The organism is Nocardia nepalensis (assembly GCF_048910785.1).
Classification (GTDB): domain Bacteria; phylum Actinomycetota; class Actinomycetes; order Mycobacteriales; family Mycobacteriaceae; genus Nocardia; species Nocardia nepalensis.
Genome location: NZ_JBKBET010000005.1, coordinates 481,013 through 503,937 on the forward strand (window position 1 = coordinate 481,013; position 22,925 = coordinate 503,937).

The following is a 22,925-nucleotide window of genomic DNA, read 5'->3' on the forward strand; positions in this document are numbered from 1 at the left end:
ATCGGTCACCCCGCACCTCCTGTATGTGGCACCCGGAACTCCCATTCGGTGCCGAATCCGACACCGCCCGCCTCCTCGGTCAGCAAAACCGCTGTCCCGCCCAGCGTCTCGATCCGGCCGATGATGGAGCGCGAAACACCCATGCGCCCTTCGGCTTCCGCCTCTGCCAGGCGACCCGGGGCGATCCCGACGCCGTCGTCACGCACGCTGATGATCAGCTCGTCGCCGGTGTCCTCGAGCAGCACATAGGCTTTCGCCTCCGCTCCGGCGTGCAGCGCGACATTGGACAGTGCGTTCGCCACGACCGCCGCGATCTCACCGGCTGCCCAACGCCCGACGGGCACCGGCTCACCCGGCGTCGAGACGAATACCGACGGTGTCGCGTGCACGGTCAGCAGCGGCCGCAGGTCGACATCGGCGCCACCGGTATCGCCGTGTCCGCCCTGTTCGGAGATCAGCACCCGCAGCGCCACTTCCTGTTCCGCGGCCCGCTGCGCCAATTCCTCGGTGGGCCCGCCGATCTCGTTGCCGCGCCGCTTGATGTAGCTGAGCACCTGCAGCACACCGTCGTGCACCTCACGGGCCAGCCGTTCCCGCTCCTCGGCGGCCGCGGTCAGCCGCACGGCCCGTTCCAGCTGGCCCTGCGCCCGACGCGCGGTATCGGCCGCGAGGCCGAGCGCCAGACCGATGGAGACGAGCACCGGCGCGGTCGCATCGGCCCATACGTCCTGCCCCCACTGCTCACGCACCGTCACGATGACCGAGGCGATGAGCACTCCGGAGAGCACTCCGGCGAGCGGGCCGCGCAGAATCGCCGCCGAGACAACGGCATTGGCGACCCACAGGGTGGTCGGCAGCGTCTGATGCCCGTGGTACCAGCCGTAATCGGCGACCAATCGGGTCGAGGCGATGAGCGCCGTCACCACCACGTGATCCCCGATCACCACCCACGATCGCAGCCGCGCCACATCGGGAAAGTGCCACTGCGACAACATGAATGCCGACGCGCCGGACCACACCGCCATCACCGCGATCAGCACCCAGCTCAGCTGCTGATGCTGGTAGTACCGCACCGACGCGAACTGCTGACCGACCGCGTAGAGCAATGTCACCAGCCGCAATGCCTGCACGGCCCGCCACAGCGGCGCGGTCGCCGCATCGGCCGTGCTCAACTCGGCCGGTCGGACCTCAGCCGGGCCCGGCCGAGTCATCGGAGTTGCCCTGGTCCTCCCGGATCATCTCCCGGGTCAGCGTGTCGTCCACATCGAACCGGCCGGAATCCGGTTTGTCCGGCTCCGCCGAAAACATTCGGCCCCCTTCGCCGGTGTGCAACTCCTGGAACGCCTCCTCCGCGTTATCGGACAGCAACGACCGGACCGCGGTATTCATCACCGCGACGAACGGCACCGCCAGCAAACCGCCCGCGATCCCGCCGAGCACGATGCCAGCGGCAATGGCCAGCACCACCGCCAGCGGATGGATGCTCACGGCCCGCCCGAGCAGCAGCGGCTGCAGCACATGGCTCTCCAGTTGCATCACCGCGATGATGATGCCGAGCACGATCAGCGCGGTCACCCAGCCCTTGGTGACCAGCGCGATGAAGACCGCGATGGTCCCGGCCAGAAACGCACCGACGATCGGGATGAACGCGCTGATGAACACCAGCGAGGCCAGCGGCAGCGCCAGCGGCACCCCGAGAATCGCCAGGCCGGCTCCGATGCCGATGGCGTCGACGAGCGCGACCACCACGGTGGCCCGGACGAATCCGACCAGCGTCCCGAAGCCGAGTTGCCCTGCGGTGCGCACCTTCTCGCGATGCGGTGTGGGCACGATCCGGGTGACGAAGTGCCAGATCTGATCGCCGCCGTAGAGGAAGAAGATGAGAATGAACAGGGTCAGGAAGGCGCCGGTGAGCATGTGCCCAATCACCGTCGCGGTGGTCAGCGCCCCATTGGTGAGATTGGCCTGATTGTCCTTGATCGTGTTGACGATGGTGTCGCCCGCATGGCGGATCTGTTCATCGCTCAGATGCGGTGGACCGTTGATCAGCCAGTCTTGAATCTTGTGAATGCTGTGGGTGATTTCGTCGGAGAGCTGTGGTACGCCCTCGATGAACTGCTCGACGACGAAGGTCATGATGCCCGCGACCAAACCGAGCGAGCCGATCAGCGCGACGAAAACCCCCACCGACCTCGGCACCCCGAAACGCTGCATCCAATCCACCAGCGGTGCGAGCAAGGCGGCGGCCAGCAGGCCGATGGCGAGCGGAATGACCACCGTCGCCAATTTCTGCACCACCGCCGAGATCGCGATCAGCGCGGCGAACATGACCAGCAGGCGCCACGACCATTCCGCGGAGACTCGGACGAATGGGTGGACGGAATCAGCAGCCGACCGCGCAGCAGTGGCTTTCCCCGTAGCACTTACCTTCTGGTCGGTCACCTCCGCGAGCCTAATGGCTGATCCTTTCGAGCGACCTGCAAGCAGTCGCTACGGCCAGACCGCCGCGGATATGCTCGCTGATCGAAACGCTAGATTGGTCATCGTGTCAGCGCCCTTGGAAGCGGTCAAACAGACCATGCGAACGCGCTGGCCGCTGTACCTGACATCGATGCTGTTGGCCAATGCCTTCGGCGCGGTCCTGGTGTGGGCGTTCATCCAATATGGACTCCCGGTTCCCGAGGGTGAGGCGGCCGGTGCGCGACGCACCGGCCTGGTGATTCCCGGTCTGGTCTTCACCACCGGCGGTCTGCTGAGTCTGGCGGCGTCGGCGCTCATGCTGCGTCCGGTCATGCGCTGGCAGATGCGCGGCGGACCACCGAGCCGCCAAGAGCAGATGGCCGCGCTGCACGCGCCACTGCGACAGGCGATCCTGCATCTGGTGCTGTGGTTGATCGGCGGCGCCATCCTGGCGGCCACCATCATCGTGGACGCGCCGGAACTGGCGGGCGCGGTCATCGTCACCGAATGTATGGCCGCGACCATCGTCTTCGGCTTCACCTACATGCTCGGCGAACGGATTCTGCGCCCGGTCGCCGCCGAAGCCCTCACCGAGGGCTCGTTCGACCACACCCTGACGCCGGGCGTCGGCACCAGGATGGCGATGACCTGGGGCATGGGCACCTTCGCACCGACCATCGCCATCGTGCTGCTGTGCGTCACCCAGATCTCATCGGAGGTGAAGTTCTCCGCGCAGTCGCTGGCCATCTCGATTCTGCTGCTGTGCGGTGTGGTGATCATGCAGGCGCTGGCGCTGTCCATGCTGACCGGATCGAGCATCTCCGATCCGGTGCGCCAGCTCAGCCAGGCCATCGACCGGGTGCAGGAGGGCGCACGCGACGTGCAGGTCGAGGTGTTCGACGGCAGTGAGATCGGCCTGCTGCAGGTCGGCTTCAACCGCATGATGGAAGAGGCCGCCAAGCGTCGCCAGCTGCAGGAACTCTTCGGTCAGCACGTCGGCGAGGAGGTGGCGCAGCGCGCACTCGACTACGGCACCGAACTCGGCGGGGAGACCCGATTCGTGGCCGTGCTGTTCGTCGATATGGTCGGGTCCACCGCGACCGCGGCGGAGCGACCGCCGACCGAGGTGGTCAGCCTGCTCAACGAGTTCTTCCGCATCGTCGTCGATGTCATCGACCGGCACCACGGATTCGTCAACAAATTCGTCGGCGATGCCGCGCTGGCGATCTTCGGTGCGCCGCTGGACCGCCCGGATGCGCCGACCGCCGCCCTGGCCGCCGCCCGTGAACTGCGCGAAGCCCTGCGCGAGGTGCCCGGACTCGATATCGGTATCGGGGTGTCGGCAGGTCTGGCCGTCGCCGGAAATATCGGCGCCGCGAATCGTTTCGAATACACCGTGATCGGCGATCCGGTGAACGAGGCCTCGCGCCTGACCGAACTGGCCAAGGATCGACCAGGCCGCGTACTCGCCTCGGGCAGCGCGCTGTATTTCGCCGATGAAAGTGAGCAGGACTTTTGGATAACGGGGGACGAAGTCCAGCTGCGCGGGCGGCGACGAAAGACCAGATTGGCCTGGCCGAAGGACGGTACGGATCCGCACGTCGATGCAGACAGCGAAACTGTCGGTTCGTTAGGCTGACCGCGTGACGGCCAACGGGGAACTAGCAGGCGATCCCGCACCGCGGCCGCCCGACGACCCCGCCAGCAGACATACGAAGCGGGGTAAACGGGGGAAATTCTGGTGGGCCAAATGGGTTGCCGGTATCGCATTGCTGGCATTGCTGATCGGCGAGGGTTACTACCTCTGGCCACGATTGCACGATTCCTGGAATAAGCTCACCGAAATTCATTGGGGCTGGGTCGCCGCCTGTATCTGGATGCAGGCGCTGTCGATGAGTGGATTCAGCCGGGTCCAGAAACAACTGCTGCACGCGGGCGGAGTCGAGGTCCGCCAGCACAAATCCGTCGCCGTCGTCTACGGCGCCACCGCGATGTCGGTGACGCTGCCTGCCGGACAGGTCTTTTCCACCGCCTTCACCTATCGCCAGACCCGCCGCTGGGGTGCGAACCCGATCGTCGCGTCCTGGCAGTTGGTGATCTCCGGCGTGGTCGCCACCGCCGGACTCGCCCTGCTCGGCGTCGGTGGCGCGCTGCTGGTCGGCAATCAGGTAGGGCCGTTCAAACTCATCCTGTCGCTGGTCGGCGTGATCGCGCTGGTGTGGGCGGGCAACCACCTTTCGAAGAATCCCGGCGCGCTGGAGGCCGTGCTGCGCCGCGGGCTCGGCCTGCTCAACCGAATCCGTAAACGCCCCGCCGACCAGGGCATGAGCAAGATCGCCGATATGCTCTCGCAGCTGGAATCGGTGGATCTCGGCAAGCGCGATGGCGCCTTGGTCGCGGCCTCGGCGCTGGTGCACCGCTTCGCCGATGTCGCCTGCCTCGGCGCCGCCTGCTACGCGGTGGGCGCCGATCCGAAGCTGGCCGGTCTGCTGATCGCTTTCACCGCGGGCAAGGCCGTCGGCTCCATTCCGTTCGCGCCCGGCGGCATCGTCTACGTCGACGCGACGCTCATCTACGGCCTCACCGCGGGCGCGGCCCTGCCCGCCTCCCAGGCCGTCGCCGCCGCCTTCGTCTACCGCTTGGTGAGCTTCATCCTGGTCGCGATCATCGGCTGGATCATCTTCGCCTTCCTCTTCCGCACCCCACAGGCCGACGATGCGGAATTCGAGAAGGAATTCGAACAGCGCCGACTGTAATATTTGCCGCGCCTTCGGCGCGACCCGTTCGTAAGACTCGCTCCGTGCGGGGTAACTGAGCACGGGTGTGACGAGGCAGGTGTCGAGTCCGGGGGAGGTTTGCGGGCACTACTACGCTGGCCCGCGTGAAGAAACTGGTGCCGCTGCTGGTCGATGCACTGCTGGTGATCTTGTTCTGTGCGATCGGCCGTCGCAGCCATGACGAGGCGATATTCACCGGACTGCTGAAGACGGTGTGGCCGTTCGCGATCGGACTCGCGCTCGGCTGGGTGTTGGCCGTCGCCGCAGCGAGCCGGAGGTCCGGCGAAGCGGGGCGCGCCGCGCGCTTCGACGGAACCACCCTGTGGCCCACCGGAGTTCTGATCTGGTTCGGCACCCTCTGCGGCGGCATGGTGCTGCGCGTGATCAGCGGTCAGGGCACGGCGTTCAGTTTCATCATCGTCGCGGCCTGTGTGCTCGCACTGTTCCTGCTCGGCTGGCGCGCGGCGATCAAGGCCATCAGATGAGGCGTCACGGCTGCTCGGGCTTGGCGAGGTATTGGAGCAGCCTGGCCGCCATGCGCGCGGTCGCGTCGCCGCTGTCGGCGTCGTTGATGTGAATCGCGAAGGCCAGATCCCCCGCATTCGCTATGAGCCAACCGTCGTTGCCAGCGGTGGCGACCAGCCCCGTGACATCGCGGAACGGCCGCAGCGGCGCGAATTCCGGTCGGCCCGCGCCGTCGCGCAATAGACCGCGCAGGCGGTCGGTCAGCTCCGGTGACATCGCGTTGACCTGCGCGTCGGTGGTGCTCGGCCGTCCGGCCTCGATCATCGGCGGCGGCACCTGGCCGCGCGCGATGGCGGCCGCCGCGATCGCCATGCCGAAGGGGCTGGCCAGCACCGCGTCCGTGCCGCCGCCCTGACGCACCTGCTCGGCGCTGCGACCCGCGACCGCGACCCGTCCGGTGACCTCATCCAGTCCGGGCACCTTGTAATCGACGCCGACGCCCAGACTCGGCGCGGCCTCGGCCGCATCCTGCACCGAAACGTCCTGCGGGGCCTTGTTCTTCTGCACCGCGGCGACATTGCGGAACAGGTCGATATTCGTGCCGACCGGATAGAGCCCGGTGAAGGCGACCGAACCGTGCTCGCTGGCCTGGGTATTCTGCGCGACCGCGACGACCGCGCCACTGGAGGGCTGGATCGCCACGATCGAGGCGGGCGTGCCGACGCTCACCACGGCGTCCTCGGCGGCCCGCTGCAGGCGCTGATCCATGGTGGCCGCGATATCCGGACCGGGCGGTCCCTGGTATCCGGCGATCTGACCGACGAAGCGACCGTCCTGTTCGAAAATCTGCACACCCCAACCGGCGTGCTGATCCTGGCTGTCCTGCCATTGCTTGCGCAGCGCGTCCAGCATCGGCGACCAGGTCCGACGATCGGCGGAGATGAGCCGCGGCTGCTTCTCCATGACCACGCCGGGCACCCGCGCCATCGCGGATTCCAGGATCGCGAAATCGGGTTCGCGCAGATTCACCGCGACGATCGGTTTGCCCTGCGAGGTCGACAGTTGCTGCATCAGCGATGCCCCGGTGATCAGCGGCGCGACCGGTTCGATGGCCTTGGCCAGTGCGTTGGTCGAGGCGACCGGATCGGTCGTCTTGGCCGGATCCAGCTTGATCACATTGATGACCTGCTCGGTCATCAGCGCATCGCCGACGATGTCGATAACCCGCGGCGGCGGGGTGGGCGTGGTGCGTACCAGCCGGACCGTGCGGTTGTGTTCCAGTTGCGGCATGACGACGGCGGGGTCCCAGGAGATCCGCCAGCCGATCGCCAACTTCCGCACATTGCCCTGCAGGCTGTATTTCCAGGTCTTGTTCTCGCCGAAGTTCCAGGCGACGTCCATGCTGAACAGTCCGGCCTCGCGGTCCAGACCGATGAATTGGGTCTTCTGGTAGTCGACCTTGCCCGGCTGCAATCCCGCGAACATTTGCTTCAGCGTTGCCGAAGCGGCCGTGGGATAGGAGGTCAGCTCCGCTGCCTTGGCGTAGTTCTGGTCGTCGAGCAGTTCGGTGAAGCGGTCGACGACGCTCTCGGCTTCACTGCGCTTCTCACCGGATCCACACCCTCCGATCAAGATAGCCAGCGCCGCCACCCCCGCGAGTGCGATTGCGCCCCGGACGCGATAGCGGCGGGATCCCCACACATCCATGTCGCCCACTCTTCACTCTTGTCACTCCAGTAACAAGACCACCGTACCTGAAATTAGTTGCCCGCCGCGCCGCCCCGGCCGGGACGTTACCAATGCTCAGCATCTCCAATTGTGCCCGAAGCCTATCCTTCGGGCGGCCGATCATGGGCGTTCCCCGGTCCCGCTGCGACACCCGGCGCCGCAACCGTACCGGCCGGAACGCAAAGTTGGACGAAAACGGCGGACGTCGGCGTTTCGGGGGCGAAGGGCCCCGTTGACCAGCGCACACCTCTCAATCGCGTACCACGCGGGGCCAGGCGCCAAACCCGTTCGCACAGAGCAGAACCACTGGCATCGATTGCGACGTAATCTTGTAATCAATGAAATACAGGCACCACAGTAAGTAGGTGATTCCCAATGAGGCACAGTCATCGGGGACGGGGTTTCGGACGACCGGGCGGCTGGCAGCAGGCCGATCTACCCGACCCCGCGGATGCCCCCGACTGGTTTGCCGGACGGTTGCCAAGTGACTGGTTCACCGGTCCCCCCGTCATCGAAATCGACCGCGACGAAATCGTGGTGATCGGTGAACTCCCCATCCCGCAGCCCGAGAAGCCCGCGGTATCGGACCAGGCAGACGCTCCCGCCGACGAGGTCCCGGCCGCGACGAAGGAGGGCGCCATCGCCCGATTCCGCGAGACCACCCGCCCGGCTCGCATGCAGATCGCGGACGAGGCGCAGCGCCGCTACGGGCGCAGCGTCGCCTGGGGCGTCTCGGTGGACGGCGAGCGAATCATGTTCACGCACTTGGCCGTTCCGGTCATGACCCGGTTGCGGCAGCCGGAGCGCAAGGTGCTCGACACGCTGGTCGATTCCGGTGTGGCCCGATCGCGCGCGGATGCGCTGGCATGGACGGTGCGGCTGGCGGGCAAGCATGCCGAGGCCTGGCTCGAGGAGTTGCGCACCGCGATGCGGAAAGTCGACGACCTGCGGTCGGAAGGTCCGCAGGGACTCTGATCACATCCGACTAGTGTCTTGTCCATGTCGACACCTGGTCCGATCCTGGTTCTCAACGGCCCCAACCTCAATATGCTCGGCACCCGCCAGCCCGAGGTCTACGGGTCGGCCACGCTCGACGATGTCGTCGAGCTGTGCAGGCAGACCGCCGCCCGGTACGGCCGTGAGATCGATGCGTTCCAAACGAATTCCGAAGGGGCGCTGATCGATCGGATCCACCGGGCGCGCGGCGTCGAGTCGGGCATTGTCATCAATCCCGGTGGGCTGACGCACACTTCGGTCGCTTTGCGTGATGCGCTGGTGATTCCGGAGCTACCGATCGTGGAGGTGCACATCAGCAATGTGCATGCCCGCGAGGAGTTCCGGCATCACTCTTACATCTCCCCCATCGCCACCGCGGTAGTCGCCGGAATGGGAATCCGAGGCTATGCCGCCGCCATCGAATTCCTGATCCACCGCTAGTTCCGTCGAGCGTAGTCGAATGGTGGTCGCACACACCGCATTCAACCGCCATATCACTACGCTCGGCGAGCTGCGGAACATTGCGCTAGGCGAGTCGGAAGACCGGGAAGCCCGGTGCGATTTCGGCCAGTTCGGCGTCGGTGGCGTCCTTGGTGACGCCCTCGAAGAACTTGCCGACCTCCCAGCCCCACTTCTGCAGGTAGAGGCGCAGCAGCGGCACCTTGTCCGCGTCGGCGACCTCGGTCGCGGTGAACGCCTCGACCTTGCGGCCCAGCCGCAGTTCACCATCGCCCGCTACGCGCAGGTTGCGCACCCACTGGGTGTGCCCGCGCGGTGCGACCAGGTAGCGGGTGCCGTCGGCGTCGGTCAGCAAATTGACCATGGTGGTGCGCCATTCGCCGCTCTTTCGGCCGCGCACGGCCAGCAGTCGCGAACCCATGACGCTGATGCCGAGGCGGGGCAGCCAGTTGGCGATCTTGTTCATGATCGCGTCGAGACCGGTGGGGCCGATGTAGCGGGTGCTGGCGTTCATTTTGACTCCCTTTTGTGAGCACTGCTCTCTGTTGAGATCAGTGTTCCACACTGGTTCGCGCAAAGTCAAGAGCACTGCTCTCTCAATTTTGGGCGCACAGAAGAGGAGCTGCGGCCAGGCGTCCCGGCGACCGCCGAACCGGCTCGCATGCATCATCGAGCGCACCAGATCGGCATTCTGATTACCAGATGCGGCGATAGACGCGATCGCGGCCGAGAACCGAGGCACGAAACAGCGCCCCACCGTCCCGATACCCGCGGATAGGTGGGGCGCTTCGCAGCCTCGGAGCTTGTGCCGGTAGCGGATCCGCCGGTTCGCTGACGGATCCGCCGAAGCGAATCTAGGACCCGGTGGGCGGCTCGCCGACGGTGACGTTGGTGTCGATTACGCCGAAAACCTCGCCCTGCGGCGCCTTCAGCACGCCCATGCGGCCGAAGGGGCTGTCGTCCGGGCCCATCATGACCGTGGCGCCGAGTTCGGCCGCACGCTCGAGGGCGGCGTCTACGTTGTCGTACTGGAACCAGGTGAGCCAGTAGCTCATATCCTGGCCGGGCTGCTTGCTGGAATCCATCACACCGCCGCAGCCGCCGGTGCTGCCCGGCGTGGCGAAGGTGGAGTACATGAAGTTCTCCTCGTCGCCGATCTCGGTGTAGCTCCAGCCGTACACCTTGCGGTAGAAGTCCAGTGCAGCCTGGTAGTCGCGGGTATGCAGTTCGTTCCAGCAGTAGGCGCCGTGTTCGTTGTAGACACCCGCGCCGGTGTGCTTCTTGGCTTCCCAGACGCCGAATGCGCCGCCGGTGGGATCGGCGGCGACGAACATCCGCCCGACGTCCATGACATCGAACGGCGGCATGAACACCTGCCCACCCGCCGCGGTGACCTTACCGGCGATATCGTCGGCGCTGTCCGCGGCGAAGTAGGTCGTCCAAACCGCGGGCATCGACATCCCCTGCGGCTTCGGGCCGATGCCTGCGGCGGGTTTGCCGTTGCGCATCGCCATCAGATAGCCGCCAGCTTCCGGCGGGCTATCCATGATCTCCCAACCGAAGAGATCGGCGTAGAACTCGCGGGCCTTGCCGGGATCGTCGACCTGGCAGTCGATCCAACACGGCGTGCCCTGCGGCCAAGCGGAATCACGAGTGGGCATGGTCTGTCTCCTCGAGCTAGGCGGGCTGTCCATTAGCACACTCTCAGCTAACCACCTGTTGACCTTGCGCCGGTTCGGAAACAGAGCATCGAGTCGGTTACGAGTTCACCGGATCACCCACGGCCCAGCCGGTCTGCTCGATCGGCTTGTTCTTCAGCCTCTGGTTCCAAACCGTACGAAAAGGACTTTCACCGGTGGCTGTCGGCACCGACCTCGCCGCACCGGTGGTCGCGGGGATGCGGCTGCGCCGGGAAGACTGCGTCCGGCAAGGGCGCCGCGTCCCGGATTTTTGCTACATCTGCGCGCACCCCAGAAGTCGTGGCACCCGTAAACCCGGCTTTCGGGCGGCTTCGAGCCTGGTTAGCGTCCTACGCGACAAGCGAATTCGATGATAGGACAGAGCATGAAGAGAACCGTTGTCGGTTGTGTGGCCGTGATGGCATTCGCCCTCGGAGGCGGTGCGGCAATGGGTTCCGCCGCGGCGTCACCCGGCCTCGCGCTGGAACCGGCCCCGGCGAACACCGCACAGACGGCGGCTGATGCGGCCGGTGGTACGGGATCGGCCACAGGATCTGCCGATGTCGTACTGAAACTGCTGGGAATCAACAGGGCGTGCCCCCTGTCCGCCGAGCCGATCGCGTGCCACGGGGGGCAGTGGTGACCACCGCGTAGTGGCCAGGCCCACCTCGGTGCGCTCGGACGCTGGATGTTCTCCTGCGCATCCGATGACCGGCCCGACCTGATTCGTCTCGCCGAAATCATGGTCGCACCCAGGCCCTTTCGGGCCTGGGTGGTGGTCAACGCAGTCCACGACACCCCTGCGCCCTCGGTGAGCGCAACGATCGCCTCGACCACTTTGTAGCTGATCGTCGCAGCCACGAATCGAATCCGCCGCGCGCCGAGCCAGGCGCACCAGCGGTACCTCTGAGCTTTAAAGATCGAGAGTCGACTGTATTTCTTCAACGAGGCCGGTCGTTCTCGCGGCAATGAATTTCTGACGCCTGCTCATCGCATCACTTATATCGACCAGCGAACGCAGATCATAATCCAGCGGAATTGGTACCCCGCTCAGATCGGCCACGGTACCGCCTGCGGCGTGAAGAATGTAGTGCCCGGGAGCCAGATCCCAGATCGCGAATCCTTTTGCGAATTCGACCATAGCGTCGGAAAACCCGGCAGCCACGTGACAGAGGCCGATCGATCCGAAGTCGACACCTATGCGCCCCTTTGATTTTCCATCCCCGGTGGGAGCACTCAGCGCCTTCAGAAATTCTTGTTGGCGCGCAAGAGGTTGGAACCTTTGATCGGGCCGCATCATGTAGTTAGTGACCAACGCCTCGGACAGCGGTACCCGAGACCGGGTCTGATCAAGAACATGTTCCGCGCCGTCCGCAGTGATCAAGAATGCTCGATCATTTCCATAACCATCGTCAGCTGCAATGTAGAGCTGTGCGTAATGGAATATATCTCCGACCACGGCTACCACAGGACGTGCACGCACCCGCGAGTAGACCATGACGTGGGTGTATCCGAATAGTCCGCGCACGGCCAGCTCGCTGGTATCGAGCGGATCCACCAGTACACAGACATCCGGATCCATCTCGTCTCCGACTATCTCGGGATCCGCTTCCTCTGATGCGTAAACGAACGATGGTAGGTGCTCCACCAACAGTTCTTTGTACCGTTGATGCATCCACAGATCGAAGTCGGAGAGAAAATTATCGGAATGCCGAAGATTCTCATTTTCTGCGTGACTGCCGGTCAGCGCGGCTTGAATCAGTCGCGGCCTGATTTCTCCCAGTAGTTGACGCACGAGGCTGGCGATGCGTTGCGCAAGGTCGGGAATCATGCTCTGGCCACTCCTTGGGATTGTCTCTTTCAGGGAGTTATCGCAGCTCTAGCGGAGGCTCGATACCGGGCGGGCTCATTGTAGCGGCAATGAAGATCGCTTCGAAGCCTGCGGCGCGAATGATCTTCGCTCCGGTTAGATCATCGAAACTGTCGACTTTCAAGTCTCTACTTTTTGTCATCGCACCGAATACGGCGAAATAGAGCTCAGCTTCCGGGTATTTCGCACGAACTTGCCGGGCAAGATATCCGATGACATCGGCATGCTTCACCTCGAAATCGCAGATAACTATCGCGGGAGCCTCTTGCGCTTCAGGGAAGAACGAGTCATCATCCAAATCGATGCCGTCTCGCACCTTATTGCAGCGCAGATAACCGATCTTGCAGCGCGAAAACCTCGACGAAGCCAAGAAGGTCGCCATCACAAGGCCGGCCTCGTTCACGCCGAAGCAGATTTCAACGTCTAGGCGCCTACCAACATTCTTGATCTGACGCGACAAGCGTTCGACACCGAATCCGAATGTCTCCCAGGTCAAATCCAGCAGCTGACCTGGGTGTGGGTTGGGCAGCGAGAAGACCCCGATGTCAGAGTTGCCGTATTCAACCGTCGGCACCGTAAGCGTGAACTCGTGGCCCACCTGACTCAGTGGCCCGGCCGCGGCCGGGTCGACCTCTGGCGCACGCAAAGCTGGCGACTGCCCATGTGCGGTATCCGGTCGAGTGCCGCTGTCGACACCGAACTGCCTCAGCGACAGCTGATCCTCAATCGGTAGGCGCTCATAGGCTTCCGCAATCAACGCGGTCGGCGAAACATGTTCTCGAGCTATGCCGAGTGGGCCGCGGCCGTACGCGGTGCACAAGATCAGCACGCTCGACAACGACGGCGGAGAACCCTGCCCGCGTCCGCGTGCCCACGTTTCCCAGGCATTGATGGAGGTGCCGCCGAGGCACGTCTGGTGCCCAGTGACTTCGTTGTAGCGTTCAGCGGCAAGGTCTTGGGACAATCCGGCGGCGTACCTGTGTGCCTGCAAACTTGGCACGTCCGGATAGCGAGCCATCAACTCCGTTGCCGCGCGCGTCACCGAACCCAGTTCGGTCCATAGCTTCTTGCCCGCGGCCGCCATCTGCCTGCCGCGGGCCTGAGGGCTCAGAGGCTGGTTCTTCCCGGATAAATTTCCCAAGCGCCAAACCCTTTCGCCCCGCCACGAATATCGGCTCGCACAGTCTACCCATCGCGATGGGTAACGGAACCCATTGCCGCAGTTCAACACACCCAATAGTCCGGCGAACATCGGACCGCCGCACAGGTGTCAGGTGTCTGCGTGGGTGCGACGGTTGTTGCGACCGAACAAGACCGAACCAGGCGTGCTGGTCGAAACCGGAGACAGGCGGCCATGAAGAACAAGGCGCATGACGAAGTGACGGCGATCCTTCGGGAAGCGGCCCGAGGCGGGGTCGAAGCCTTGGAAAACGTTGCAGCAGAGCTGAAAAGCCAGATTGCAACCGAACAGCCGAGGCGCAGAGCCGTGGGCTTACAAAGCGATGTGGATGCGGTGGTGGAAGATCTGACTCGGCTGGCTTCGGCATTGAAAGCCATGCCGGATGTCAACGAGGAATCCGAAGACCTTCCGTCGCACTGGATGCGCTATGACGATGGCACCTGGGTGCCGGTCTATCCGGACGGCTCGACGGGCCATCAGTTCACCTGGGCTCAAATGCTGGCGGCACGAGGCGAGGACGTCGGTGCCGCTATCGAATCCCTGATCAGCGCTGGACTGATCGCTGAGGTTCAAGAGGTTGGGATTGATGTATTCGACCATGGCAGGGGATGACGATGGGTTTCAGTTGGTGGCGGGAATCCGATTCGGACAGCTCATCTGTGCAGGACATTGTGGACCGGATACAGGCGGAGTGGAGAGCCGAAAACCAACGTATTCAGGCCAAGAGCGCGCGCCCTTCCGATGCCGGGATATGGCCTTCCGGATGGCCTCATGAAGCGCCTGAACTCGCAATGAGTGTGCCGGAAGCGCATTTGACCATGCAGCGGCATCGCGAGTGTCGCGCGGATGAGTGTCCCCGTAAGGCGGCTGCACGGCAAGCGCTGATCAGGGCAGGACGGATGAAGCCGGATGCGTCACGGGAGTACTGATCGGGACCGGCCGGTCAGGCCAGCGGTACGGGCTCCCTTCACCAAGGGGTACGGGTTCGTATTCGACGGGCGGCGGTAATCCCCTTGCTGCACAACGGATATCAATCCCCCGCTGCACGCGCCGACCCGACGGAGCCGAGGCGGGGGAACGGGGTGGTGGAGAAGACCACCTCCACCGCCACTTCGAAATACGCCGCGATCCGCAATGCGAGATGCAGGCTCGGACTGTACTCGCCGCGCTCGAGGTAACCGATCGTCTGGTAGTGCACGCCGAGCGCCTCCGCCAGCTCCCGTCGGGAGATGCCGCGTTCGGCCCGCAACATGGCGATGCGGTTGTAGATGACCTCAGTAGGCACGCTGCATCGCCTTCTCGCGGCGCGCCGCCACGCGCGACCCGGACTCGCGTCGCGCCATCCTGCGCAGCACGACCGGGGCGAGCGCCAACCCGGCCACCGCCCAAACACATAGCACGGCAATGGTTTCCAGATGCCGCCAGGAGTCGCCGAGTTCGATGGCGACCGCATCGCCGGGCAGCATCGCCGCGCGCATGCCGAGGCCGACCCAGTAGACGGGGAACACCTGCGCGACGCCTTGCAACCAGCCCGGCATCGAGGTGATCGGGTAGAAGATGCCGGATATCGCGACGATGCCCATGATCGGCAGCGAGACGAAGCCGATGGTGCGCGGGTTGCTGAACAGCGATCCGAGCACCGAGCCGACCGGCATGGTCGCGATCATGCCGAGCGCGACAATGCCGATCAGGCTCAGCCAGGAGCCGACGCTGTCCATTGCCGTGCCGTCGACCAGGAAGAGCCCGGGTATCAAGATGATCAGGAACGGGATGACCACCCAACCCGCGGTCGTGACGATCTTGCCGATCAGATAGCCCACCATGCCGTTCGGTGTCGCCTTGGCGCGCAACAGCGTTCCGTCTTGGCGGTCCATGGCGAGCATCTGCGCGATGCCGAACATCCCGTTGAAGGCGACCAGCATGCCGAGGATGCTGGGCAAGGCCAGTGACCCGAGCCCGAGGCCGCTGGCCTCGAAGGTGGCATCGCGCATGAAGAACAGCACGATGACCATGGCGACCGGCCAGAACAACATGCCCCACAGGTCCTGCGCATTGGTGAGCGATTGCCGCAGCTCGATCAGTCCGCGCCGGATTCCGGCCCGGACCGCGGTGTCGATCGGGTTCATCGCGCGACCTCCTCCAGTGAGTGGACCTCGGTTTCGAGCCGGCCGGACTCGTATTGCCGCACCAGTGCCATGTAGGTGTCCTCCAGTGAGGCGCGCCGCACCTCCAGTTCGCCGATCTCCTCGCCGTGCTGCTTGAACAGCTCGTAGACGAACTTCGTCGACTCGGTGGTGGTGTGCACGAATCGTTGTCCGTCATGGGTCCAACGGATTTCGGCCTCGCCCGCGATGCGGCGCGACAGTTCGTCGGCCGAGCCGTCGGCGATGATCCGGCCGCCGGCCAGGACCATGATGCGGTCGGCGAGCTTTTCGGCCTCGTCGAGGTCGTGGGTGGTGAGCAGGATGGTGGTCCGGTCGTCGGCGAGTCGATGGACCAGATCGTGGAATTCGCGCCGGGCCTGTGGATCGAAGCCCGCGGTCGGTTCGTCGAGGAACAGCAGTTCGGGACGGCCGACGATGCCGATCGCCACATCCATGCGGCGGCGTTGCCCGCCGGACAGCGTTGCGATCTTGCTGTTCGCTTGGTCGGTGAGGCCGACGGCGGCGATGAGTTCGTCTGTGTCCCAAGGCCGTTGGATGGTGTCGGTGCGGTAGGGCGCGTAATAGGTCCCGAGGTGCGAAAGTAGTTCGCGCACTCGCCATTTGGCGTGGTCGCGCCACGATTGCAGGACCACGCCGAGCCGCGCCCGCCAGGCTTCGTCGCCGTGCGCCGGATCCGTGCCGAGCACTTCGATCCGGCCCGCGGAGCGCATGCGGAAGCCCTCCAGAATTTCGATGGTGGTGGTTTTGCCCGCGCCGTTCGGCCCGAGTAGTACCAGCACCTCGCCCTGTCGCGCTTGGAATGTCACGTCGTGCAGAACGTCGGTCGTGCCGTACCGCATCCGCAATTTTTCGACGTCGAGCGCGACGTTGTCACCCATGGTCATCTCATCCTCCCGTTGTGAGATCGGGATGATTCGTAGCATATCTACTACATTGCGCCGCGACAATACTGCTTCTGAGTTGTGCTGCGATTGACATGCAGCCAAACGGCTGCCTATCATTGGAATGCGCAGCCGAACGTCTGCATATCCCGGAGAAGGTGGCATGGACGAGGTATTCAGAGCTCTCGCCGACCCGAGCCGCAGAAGGCTGCTCGACAGTCTCAACGCGCGCAACGGGCAAACCCTGCGCGACTTGTGCGCCGAACTGGATATGGCCCGCCAATCGGTGAGCAAGCACCTCGCGGTCCTGGAGGCCGCCAATCTGATCACCACCCGCCGCAGCGGCCGCGAAAAACTGCACTACCTCAACGCCGAACCCATCAACGCCATAGCCGACCGGTGGATCACCCGCTACCACCGCGGGCGCGTGCACGCCCTGGCCGACCTGAAACAAGCATTGGAGGCAAACCCCATGAGTGACACCGCATTCGTCTACACCACCTACATCAAAACCACTCCGGAGCGGCTCTGGCAGGCCCTTACCGACCCCGCCTTCACCGACCGCTACTGGGGTGCGAGTTTCGACACCGATTGGCGGCCCGGCTCGGAAATGGTGTGGCACCAACGGGATTGGACCAGCAAGGATGCCCAACAGGTGGTCCTGGAATCAGATCCATACCGCAAGCTCTCCTACACCTGGCACACCTTCGACCCCGCCTTCGCCACCGCATTCGACATGCACCCCGACGACGTAGCCGCATGGGCACGCGAGCCCCGCTCAAAGGTCACCTTCGAACTCGAGCCCGCCGGTCCCGAGCTGGTGAAGTTGACCGTGGTACACAACGGCTTCGAGCCCGGCAGCGCCGTCCTGGCGGGGATCAGCGGCGGTTGGCCGAGCATCTTGTCCAACCTCAAAACCTTGCTGGAAACCGGCGAGACCCTGCCGGGACCGCCCGCATAGCCACCGATCACCTGGCTGGCGGCATTGCGCTACACCTCGTTGCGAAGAGAAACGGGAAACCGATGACCGCTTTCAGTCCCGCTGCCCGGTGAACAACTGGTACACCGGAACCGGCTGACCCGCCTGCTCGCTGGCCGCGATGGCACGCCGCCACAGACCCTGCGAAGCATGCGATAGCGTCGCGTCGACGCCGACCTCCTCGCTGGCCTCGATAATGTGCTGCGCGCCCGCATCCATCATCTTCAGGCTGGCCAGGGTGCCCCAGCCGCCCGCCTTCGCCGCGGCCGCGAAATCCTCGATGAAGTACGGGTACGCCGCGGCCGAGCGCAGCGCGAAGGGCAGGAACTGGTCGATGCTGTGACCGGACTTCTCGATCACCGCGAGCGCCTGATCGAAGGCGAGCATCCAGGGGTGGAAGATGATCAATCCGGCCTGGTAGAAGACCTGCGCGAGACCGTCGTCCACACCGAGGTATTCCTGCGGGCTCAGCGGGCGCAGCAGTTCGGCATGCGCGTCGAAGACCGCGCGCGGCCCGCTGTAGAAGATGAACGACGCCGGATGCGCGATATTGTCGCCCGCCGACATGACGCCGCCGGAGATGAACTCGGCGCCGTGCCCGCGGACCCAGGCCGCACCCTTGCGGGCCTTCTCGGGTGAATCCGAGGAAAGGTTGGCGATCACCCTGCCCGCCAGGTGGTCGGTCGCCTGGCCGAGCACGTCGTACATGGCGGCGTAGTGGGTGAGACTGAGGACGGTCACCTCATTGGCGTCCAGCGCCTCGGCGACCGTGGCGGCCCGCTTCGCGCCGAGTTCGACCATGGCGTCGACCTTCTCGGTGCTGCGGTTCCACACCGTGACCTCGATACCGGCGGCCAGGAAGGCCCGGACCATGGCCTGGCCCATCGGCCCGAGGCCGACGACGGAGACGGATCCAGCGGTGCTCTGCTCGGACATTGTGTGCCCCTTCGGTTCTCGTTCGATTGGTTGTCAGCTGACCCTTTCGAGCGACCTGCAAACAGTCGCTACGGCCGGACTCCATGGTCGTTGTCGCAGGTAGGGTCGGGAAGACCGAACGTTCGGGTGCGGTTGCTTACCTCGAGGTTCGAATTCAGGTCAAAGGAGTGCGGTGGACATGAGCAGTGACGCGGATCACGAGGTGTGCGGCATGTCGCTGGCGATCGACGTCGTCGGCGGCAAATGGAAACTGCACCTGATGTGGGTGCTCGGCGCGGGTCCGCAGCGCTTCGGCCAGATCCGCAAGCTGCTCACCGGCGTGAGCGAGAAGGTCCTCGCCGAAAATCTGCGTCAGCTCGAAGCCAGCGGTGTGGTCCACCGCGAGGTCTTCCCCGAAGTCCCGCCGCGCGTCGAATATTCGCTCACCGCACTCGGCGAGGAACTCGCAGTCGCGTTGCGTCCGCTCGAAGCCTGGGGCGACCGCAACCGCCACCAACTCCTGGGAAGCCTCATGGCATCCGCGAGCTGATCGCGGACCTGTGCATCAGTGCCAAATAGCTGGGTCCGAGGGGTTCCATCGAGCGTAGTCGGATGGTGGTCGCACACGCCGCATTCAACCGCCATATCACTACGCTCGGCCAGCGGATAGCGGTGCGAGCTAGCTGGATGTGGCGCTAGTTCGAACCGTCCGGGCGATGCCATTGACCTAGCAATGCTGTGATCATGCTGGGCAGCGGCTATGACAGGTTGTGAGGTCGAATCCGCAGGTGGTGGCTGGCAATCTGTTCACCTACGCGTTCCAATAGGGGCACCGGGCGCGACATTGAGCGGGCGGGGTCCGGTTCGAGGTCGGCGAGCGAATAGGAGGCAGCGAAACCTGCGGCCCGGATCTCCGCGCGGGTGAGGAGAATTCGGCCTGCCACGGCCACCACCGGGACACCTGCTTTGCGCGCGACCTCGCAGACGCCGATCGGGGCCTTGCCGTGCAGGCTTTGGGCGTCGAGGGAGCCCTCGCCGGTGACGACGAGGGTGGCCGCGTCGAGAAGTGTTGGGAAATCGAGTAGTTCGAGTACGACGTCGATGCCGCTGCGGACATGTGCGCCGAGCACCGCAAGTGCGCCGAAGCCGGTGCCGCCCGCCGCGCCCGCGCCGGGGACTTTCGCGAAGTCCGGTGCGACGACGGTCGCCCAGTTCGTCAGTGCCGCTTCGAGAATGGGCAGGTCCCACGGCGTTGCGCCCTTTTGGGGCGCGTATACCGCGACCGCGCCGGTCGGGCCGAGCAGTGGGTTGTCGACGTCGCAGGCCAAGGTGAAGGTCGCATTCGCGATGCGTGGCTGCAATCCGGCGCGGTCCAAGCGGGCGGCATGCGCCAAAGCGGCTCCGCCCATGGGTAATTCATTGCCATCGGCGTCCAGGATGCGGGCGCCGAGGGCTTGCAGCATGCCCGCACCGCCGTCGGTGGAGGCGCTTCCGCCGAGGCCGAGGACGATGTCGGTGGCACCTCGGTCGAGTGCGTGCGCGATGACGACGCCGAGTCCATAGGTGTGCGCTCCGAGTGGATCGGCTTGTCCCCCTGGGAGTTTCGCCAGCCCGACGGTCGCGGCCAATTCGATCACGGCCGTGGTCCCGTGTACCGCGTAGGCCGCGGTATCCGGTACGCCGGTCGGGCCGGGCGCATCGACCTCGATCCGCTCCCAGCCGGCGGCCACGAATGCGTCGACGGTTCCGTCACCGCCGTCCGCGACCGGCACCTGCCGGATCTCGGCCGACGGGCAGGCGCGCGTAATGCCAGCGGCCAACGCGCCCGCGACCTCTGGAGCGGTCAGCGAGCCCTTGAACTTGTCCGGGGCAAGCACCACCCGGGGCGCGGATGTCATCCCCACATTGTCGGGGCTGGCGCCGATGGTCGCACGTCGGGCCATCAGCGCAGTGTCACCTGCGCCGTGAAGCACCGCGGAGCGCAGCGGGCCTGATCAGCGGCGTCGAGCGACCCGCCCCAGCACCGCCCACCGCATCGCGCCTGATCAGTGTGGCCGACAGCAACCGGACCCGCCCCAGCACCGCCCACGGCGTCGGGGCTGATCAGCGTGGTCGACAGCGACCCGACCCGGCACCGCCCCTGATCAGTGTGGCCGACAGCAACCGGACCCGCCCCGGCACCGCCCACCCCGTCGGGGCAGATCAGCGTGGCCGACAGCGACCCGACCCGGCACCGCCCTCGCATCGCGCCTGATCAGCGTGGTCGATGGCGGCCCGACCGACCGCCTATCGCAAAGGCGCCTGCTCGGCGTGATCGATGGTGACCACTCCGGTCCGCAGATAGGTCATCACCGCCTCGTCGACGGCGGTGTTCCCGCGCCCGAACGCACCATGGTCGCCGCCCTCGACGGTGATCAGCGACCCGCCGATCGCGCGCGCCATGGCCGGACCGCCCGCATAGGTGGTCAGCGCGTCGCGGCGGCTCTGCAGCAGCAGCGGACGGGTGCGCAGGTCCTTGCCGTTGATCGGCACCGGTTTGGTGACCGGTTTCCAGTTACCGCAGGCGGTTCCGGAGCGGACCAGATCGGCGCGTGCGTCCATCGCATTGCCGCCGGAGGCGATGGTGGCGAAGGCCGAGCCGATCAGCTCGAGTCTGCCGCGCACCGCGTTCTCATTGCAGGTGATGGCGGAGAAGACAAAGCGGCCGGTGGGATCGGTGCTGGTGGCGCCCTCGATGGCGAGCAGCTGGCGCACATTCTTCGGGTCGATATTGGCATCGGCCATCGCCCGGGCGAAGGTCGGCCAGAAGGTGCGGGTGTAGGTGGCGACGGCGGTCGCGCCGACCAGCGGAACCTGCGCGGACGCCCCGCCGGTGAGCATGAGGCGCACCAGATTCTGTACCTTGCCCGCCTGCTCCACGCTGCCGTTGAAGCCGTCGCGGGCGATCTCGGCGAGCGGCTCGGGCAGTGCGCCGGGCAGATCGGCGACGCTCGCTGGCGGCGGGGTCAGGTTGGCGTACCAGCCGCCGCCCTGGTCCGCGACCAGCCGCACCCAGTTCTGGTAGACCTGCAACGCCGTGTCACCGAGTCCGTAGTCACCGCTGTGCTCGGCGATCCAGGCGAACAGATCGTCGAGGCGCTGCTTGCCGGCGACCTGCTGCTGGGCGAACTCCTCGGTCCATACCCAGTCGGGATTGACGTTGGAGTCCAACACCATTCGATCCACCCGGTGCGGGAACAGCGATGCGTACACCGCGCCGAGGTAGGTGCCGTAGGAGGTGCCGAGATAACTGATCCGGTCGACGCCGAGCGCGGCGCGCACCTCGTCCAGATCGCGGGCGGTGCTCTCGGTGGTGATGGTGTCGAGGTAGCCGGGCAGCGCGGCGTCGCAGGCCTTCTTGATGTCGTCGCGATTACCGGCGCCCAGCGAAACCTCATCGCCCTCGGCCGATTTCGACGCGGCTGCACTGGACTCACAGCGCAGCGGGGTGGCCCAGCGCAGTCCGCGCGGCTGCACCGCGACCCGGTCGTAGTGCTGGTTGAGTTCTGCGGGCAGCGAGTCGATTCGGCGGGCCCAGTAGTCCAGGGCGTCCGCACCGGGTCCGCCCGGGTTGGCGACGATGACGCCCCGGCGTTGCGCGGTGGCGGCGATCCGGCTGACGGTGAGCTCGATGCGCGCGCCGTCGGGCTCGGCGTAATTCATCGGAACCGAGATCACCGCGCATTGCACGCCGCGGCCCTCGGTCACCGCCGAGTCCGGGCAGTCGCCGAAGGAGGCGGCCGGTGCGGCCGCGGCCGATCCCGTGACGATCGATCCGCTGATCAGGCTCGCGCTGGCCACCGCGACCAGTGCTCGTGAAAGACCCCGCGCTCGCGAAAGACCCAGTACTCGCGAAAGACCCAGCGCCCTAAACATTTTTCGTACCTCCGCCGGAAGTGTTCGGCGCGACCAAGAGCATTCTTGCCACCCCGGGACCGGTAGACAAGTCGAGCACCCGATCGGTCCGATTTGTCCTGCGGTGCACCGTTTCCCGCCCACACCGGAGTAGCGTCGAGCCATGTCGACTGAGGTCCGTAACAACACCACGCTGGAACGCTTCGAGATCTACGTCGACGGTGCCATCGCCGGATACGCCGAATACCAGGACACCGCCTCCGAACGGGCCTTCGTCCATATAGAGATCCATCCCGGGCACGAAGGCCATGGATACGGGCGAGTGCTGGTGCAGGCGGCATTGAACGCCTCGCGTCGGGAGGGCTTCGGCATTCTGCCGATGTGCCCGATGGTGCACCACTTCGTCGAGTCGAGGCCGGAGTACATCGCGCTGGTCCCGCAGTGGGCACGGCAGAAACTCGGCCTGCCGCAGTAGGG

General features: G+C 65.3%; 22 protein-coding genes. 9 read left to right on the forward strand and 13 right to left on the reverse strand.

Annotation, left to right across the window (positions count from 1 at the left end; genetic code table 11):
- Positions 1–5 precede the first annotated feature (5 nt).
- On the reverse strand, positions 6–1,211 hold the full coding sequence (macS, locus tag ACHQ4I_RS06520; protein WP_420770742.1) for a MacS family sensor histidine kinase: 1,206 nt from the start codon (positions 1,209–1,211) through the stop codon (positions 6–8).
- Positions 1,189–2,442 (reverse strand): AI-2E family transporter, encoded by a 1,254-nt coding sequence (locus tag ACHQ4I_RS06525; RefSeq protein ID WP_420770743.1) that lies wholly within the window; start codon positions 2,440–2,442, stop codon positions 1,189–1,191. The genes macS and ACHQ4I_RS06525 overlap by 23 nt, the downstream gene beginning before the upstream one ends.
- Positions 2,443–2,578: 136 nt before the next feature.
- Between ACHQ4I_RS06525 and ACHQ4I_RS06530 the strand changes: the two genes are divergently transcribed.
- The 3 genes from ACHQ4I_RS06530 (at position 2,579) to ACHQ4I_RS06540 (ending at position 5,722) form a co-directional block, all read left to right on the forward strand.
- Positions 2,579–4,099 (forward strand): adenylate/guanylate cyclase domain-containing protein, encoded by a 1,521-nt coding sequence (locus ACHQ4I_RS06530; RefSeq protein WP_476445384.1) that lies wholly within the window; start codon positions 2,579–2,581, stop codon positions 4,097–4,099.
- A 4-nt stretch (positions 4,100–4,103) separates the two neighbouring features.
- Entirely contained in the window at positions 4,104–5,216 is a 1,113-nt protein-coding gene (locus ACHQ4I_RS06535; protein WP_420770745.1) for a lysylphosphatidylglycerol synthase transmembrane domain-containing protein, read from the forward strand.
- A gap of 125 nt (positions 5,217–5,341) precedes the next feature.
- Positions 5,342–5,722: a DUF3054 domain-containing protein gene (locus tag ACHQ4I_RS06540; protein WP_420770746.1), complete on the forward strand. Its 381-nt coding sequence runs from the start codon at positions 5,342–5,344 to the stop codon at positions 5,720–5,722.
- A gap of 4 nt (positions 5,723–5,726) precedes the next feature.
- Here the strand turns inward: ACHQ4I_RS06540 and ACHQ4I_RS06545 are convergent, their stop codons facing one another.
- Positions 5,727–7,409, reverse strand: a complete 1,683-nt coding sequence (locus ACHQ4I_RS06545; protein WP_420770747.1) for an NTF2-like N-terminal transpeptidase domain-containing protein — start codon at positions 7,407–7,409, stop codon at positions 5,727–5,729.
- 396 nt (positions 7,410–7,805) lie between these two features.
- Between ACHQ4I_RS06545 and ACHQ4I_RS06550 the strand changes: the two genes are divergently transcribed.
- Both ACHQ4I_RS06550 and aroQ read left to right on the forward strand, forming a co-directional pair.
- Entirely contained in the window at positions 7,806–8,405 is a 600-nt protein-coding gene (locus tag ACHQ4I_RS06550; RefSeq protein WP_420770748.1) for a hypothetical protein, read from the forward strand.
- A 24-nt stretch (positions 8,406–8,429) separates the two neighbouring features.
- On the forward strand, positions 8,430–8,867 hold the full coding sequence (gene aroQ, locus ACHQ4I_RS06555) for a type II 3-dehydroquinate dehydratase (protein WP_420770749.1): 438 nt from the start codon (positions 8,430–8,432) through the stop codon (positions 8,865–8,867).
- Between the two features lie 85 nt (positions 8,868–8,952).
- On the opposite strand, the gene ACHQ4I_RS06560 is transcribed toward aroQ, so the two are convergent.
- From ACHQ4I_RS06560 to ACHQ4I_RS06575, 4 genes are all read right to left on the reverse strand, one after another.
- Positions 8,953–9,399 carry a nitroreductase family deazaflavin-dependent oxidoreductase gene (locus ACHQ4I_RS06560; RefSeq protein WP_420770750.1) on the reverse strand — a complete coding sequence of 149 codons (447 nt, stop codon included), beginning with the start codon at positions 9,397–9,399 and terminating at the stop codon, positions 8,953–8,955.
- Positions 9,400–9,739: 340 nt separating this feature from the next.
- Positions 9,740–10,546 carry a VOC family protein gene (locus tag ACHQ4I_RS06565; RefSeq protein WP_420770751.1) on the reverse strand — a complete coding sequence of 269 codons (807 nt, stop codon included), beginning with the start codon at positions 10,544–10,546 and terminating at the stop codon, positions 9,740–9,742.
- A gap of 931 nt (positions 10,547–11,477) precedes the next feature.
- Positions 11,478–12,395, reverse strand: a complete 918-nt coding sequence (locus ACHQ4I_RS06570; RefSeq protein WP_420770752.1) for an inositol monophosphatase family protein — start codon at positions 12,393–12,395, stop codon at positions 11,478–11,480.
- 37 nt (positions 12,396–12,432) lie between these two features.
- Positions 12,433–13,575, reverse strand: a complete 1,143-nt coding sequence (locus ACHQ4I_RS06575; protein ID WP_420770753.1) for a hypothetical protein — start codon at positions 13,573–13,575, stop codon at positions 12,433–12,435.
- Between the two features lie 213 nt (positions 13,576–13,788).
- On the opposite strand from ACHQ4I_RS06575, the gene ACHQ4I_RS06580 reads away from it, so the two are divergent.
- Positions 13,789–14,226 (forward strand): hypothetical protein, encoded by a 438-nt coding sequence (locus ACHQ4I_RS06580; protein WP_420770754.1) that lies wholly within the window; start codon positions 13,789–13,791, stop codon positions 14,224–14,226.
- A 418-nt stretch (positions 14,227–14,644) separates the two neighbouring features.
- Here the strand turns inward: ACHQ4I_RS06580 and ACHQ4I_RS06585 are convergent, their stop codons facing one another.
- The 3 genes from ACHQ4I_RS06585 to ACHQ4I_RS06595 are packed head-to-tail and all read right to left on the reverse strand — an operon-like array spanning position 14,645 to position 16,663.
- Positions 14,645–14,899 carry a helix-turn-helix transcriptional regulator gene (locus ACHQ4I_RS06585; protein WP_420770755.1) on the reverse strand — a complete coding sequence of 85 codons (255 nt, stop codon included), beginning with the start codon at positions 14,897–14,899 and terminating at the stop codon, positions 14,645–14,647.
- Positions 14,889–15,740 carry an ABC transporter permease gene (locus tag ACHQ4I_RS06590; protein WP_420770756.1) on the reverse strand — a complete coding sequence of 284 codons (852 nt, stop codon included), beginning with the start codon at positions 15,738–15,740 and terminating at the stop codon, positions 14,889–14,891. Before ACHQ4I_RS06590 ends, ACHQ4I_RS06585 begins: the two co-directional genes overlap by 11 nt.
- Entirely contained in the window at positions 15,737–16,663 is a 927-nt protein-coding gene (locus tag ACHQ4I_RS06595; RefSeq protein ID WP_420770757.1) for an ABC transporter ATP-binding protein, read from the reverse strand. Before ACHQ4I_RS06595 ends, ACHQ4I_RS06590 begins: the two co-directional genes overlap by 4 nt.
- Before the next feature lie 160 nt (positions 16,664–16,823).
- On the opposite strand from ACHQ4I_RS06595, the gene ACHQ4I_RS06600 reads away from it, so the two are divergent.
- Positions 16,824–17,621, forward strand: a complete 798-nt coding sequence (locus ACHQ4I_RS06600; RefSeq protein ID WP_420770758.1) for an ArsR/SmtB family transcription factor — start codon at positions 16,824–16,826, stop codon at positions 17,619–17,621.
- A 72-nt stretch (positions 17,622–17,693) separates the two neighbouring features.
- Here the strand turns inward: ACHQ4I_RS06600 and ACHQ4I_RS06605 are convergent, their stop codons facing one another.
- Positions 17,694–18,575, reverse strand: a complete 882-nt coding sequence (locus ACHQ4I_RS06605; protein WP_420770759.1) for an NAD(P)-dependent oxidoreductase — start codon at positions 18,573–18,575, stop codon at positions 17,694–17,696.
- A gap of 178 nt (positions 18,576–18,753) precedes the next feature.
- Between ACHQ4I_RS06605 and ACHQ4I_RS06610 the strand changes: the two genes are divergently transcribed.
- On the forward strand, positions 18,754–19,104 hold the full coding sequence (locus tag ACHQ4I_RS06610; RefSeq protein WP_420770760.1) for a winged helix-turn-helix transcriptional regulator: 351 nt from the start codon (positions 18,754–18,756) through the stop codon (positions 19,102–19,104).
- 208 nt (positions 19,105–19,312) lie between these two features.
- Here ACHQ4I_RS06610 and ACHQ4I_RS06615 read toward each other — a convergent pair whose 3' ends face one another.
- Positions 19,313–20,497: a glycerate kinase gene (locus ACHQ4I_RS06615; protein ID WP_420770761.1), complete on the reverse strand. Its 1,185-nt coding sequence runs from the start codon at positions 20,495–20,497 to the stop codon at positions 19,313–19,315.
- Positions 20,498–20,840: 343 nt separating this feature from the next.
- Positions 20,841–22,469, reverse strand: a complete 1,629-nt coding sequence (locus tag ACHQ4I_RS06620; RefSeq protein WP_420770762.1) for an alpha/beta hydrolase — start codon at positions 22,467–22,469, stop codon at positions 20,841–20,843.
- 142 nt (positions 22,470–22,611) lie between these two features.
- On the opposite strand from ACHQ4I_RS06620, the gene ACHQ4I_RS06625 reads away from it, so the two are divergent.
- Positions 22,612–22,923, forward strand: a complete 312-nt coding sequence (locus tag ACHQ4I_RS06625) for a GNAT family N-acetyltransferase (protein ID WP_420770763.1) — start codon at positions 22,612–22,614, stop codon at positions 22,921–22,923.
- Positions 22,924–22,925 lie beyond the last annotated feature (2 nt).

Coding starts and splice junctions, on each gene's coding strand:
- ACHQ4I_RS06530 (WP_476445384.1), top strand. CDS start 2,579: ATGCGAACGCGCTGGCCGCTGTACCTGACATCGATGCTGTTGGCCAAT.
- aroQ (WP_420770749.1), top strand. CDS start 8,430: ATGTCGACACCTGGTCCGATCCTGGTTCTCAACGGCCCCAACCTCAAT.
- ACHQ4I_RS06570 (WP_420770752.1), bottom strand. CDS start 12,395: ATGATTCCCGACCTTGCGCAACGCATCGCCAGCCTCGTGCGTCAACTA.
- ACHQ4I_RS06565 (WP_420770751.1), bottom strand. CDS start 10,546: ATGCCCACTCGTGATTCCGCTTGGCCGCAGGGCACGCCGTGTTGGATC.
- ACHQ4I_RS06610 (WP_420770760.1), top strand. CDS start 18,754: ATGAGCAGTGACGCGGATCACGAGGTGTGCGGCATGTCGCTGGCGATC.
- ACHQ4I_RS06625 (WP_420770763.1), top strand. CDS start 22,612: ATGTCGACTGAGGTCCGTAACAACACCACGCTGGAACGCTTCGAGATC.
- ACHQ4I_RS06550 (WP_420770748.1), top strand. CDS start 7,806: ATGAGGCACAGTCATCGGGGACGGGGTTTCGGACGACCGGGCGGCTGG.
- ACHQ4I_RS06560 (WP_420770750.1), bottom strand. CDS start 9,399: ATGAACGCCAGCACCCGCTACATCGGCCCCACCGGTCTCGACGCGATC.
- ACHQ4I_RS06580 (WP_420770754.1), top strand. CDS start 13,789: ATGAAGAACAAGGCGCATGACGAAGTGACGGCGATCCTTCGGGAAGCG.
- ACHQ4I_RS06590 (WP_420770756.1), bottom strand. CDS start 15,740: ATGAACCCGATCGACACCGCGGTCCGGGCCGGAATCCGGCGCGGACTG.
- ACHQ4I_RS06600 (WP_420770758.1), top strand. CDS start 16,824: ATGGACGAGGTATTCAGAGCTCTCGCCGACCCGAGCCGCAGAAGGCTG.
- ACHQ4I_RS06545 (WP_420770747.1), bottom strand. CDS start 7,409: ATGGATGTGTGGGGATCCCGCCGCTATCGCGTCCGGGGCGCAATCGCA.
- ACHQ4I_RS06595 (WP_420770757.1), bottom strand. CDS start 16,663: ATGACCATGGGTGACAACGTCGCGCTCGACGTCGAAAAATTGCGGATG.
- ACHQ4I_RS06605 (WP_420770759.1), bottom strand. CDS start 18,575: ATGTCCGAGCAGAGCACCGCTGGATCCGTCTCCGTCGTCGGCCTCGGG.
- ACHQ4I_RS06620 (WP_420770762.1), bottom strand. CDS start 22,469: ATGTTTAGGGCGCTGGGTCTTTCGCGAGTACTGGGTCTTTCGCGAGCG.
- macS (WP_420770742.1), bottom strand. CDS start 1,211: ATGACTCGGCCGGGCCCGGCTGAGGTCCGACCGGCCGAGTTGAGCACG.
- ACHQ4I_RS06615 (WP_420770761.1), bottom strand. CDS start 20,497: ATGGCCCGACGTGCGACCATCGGCGCCAGCCCCGACAATGTGGGGATG.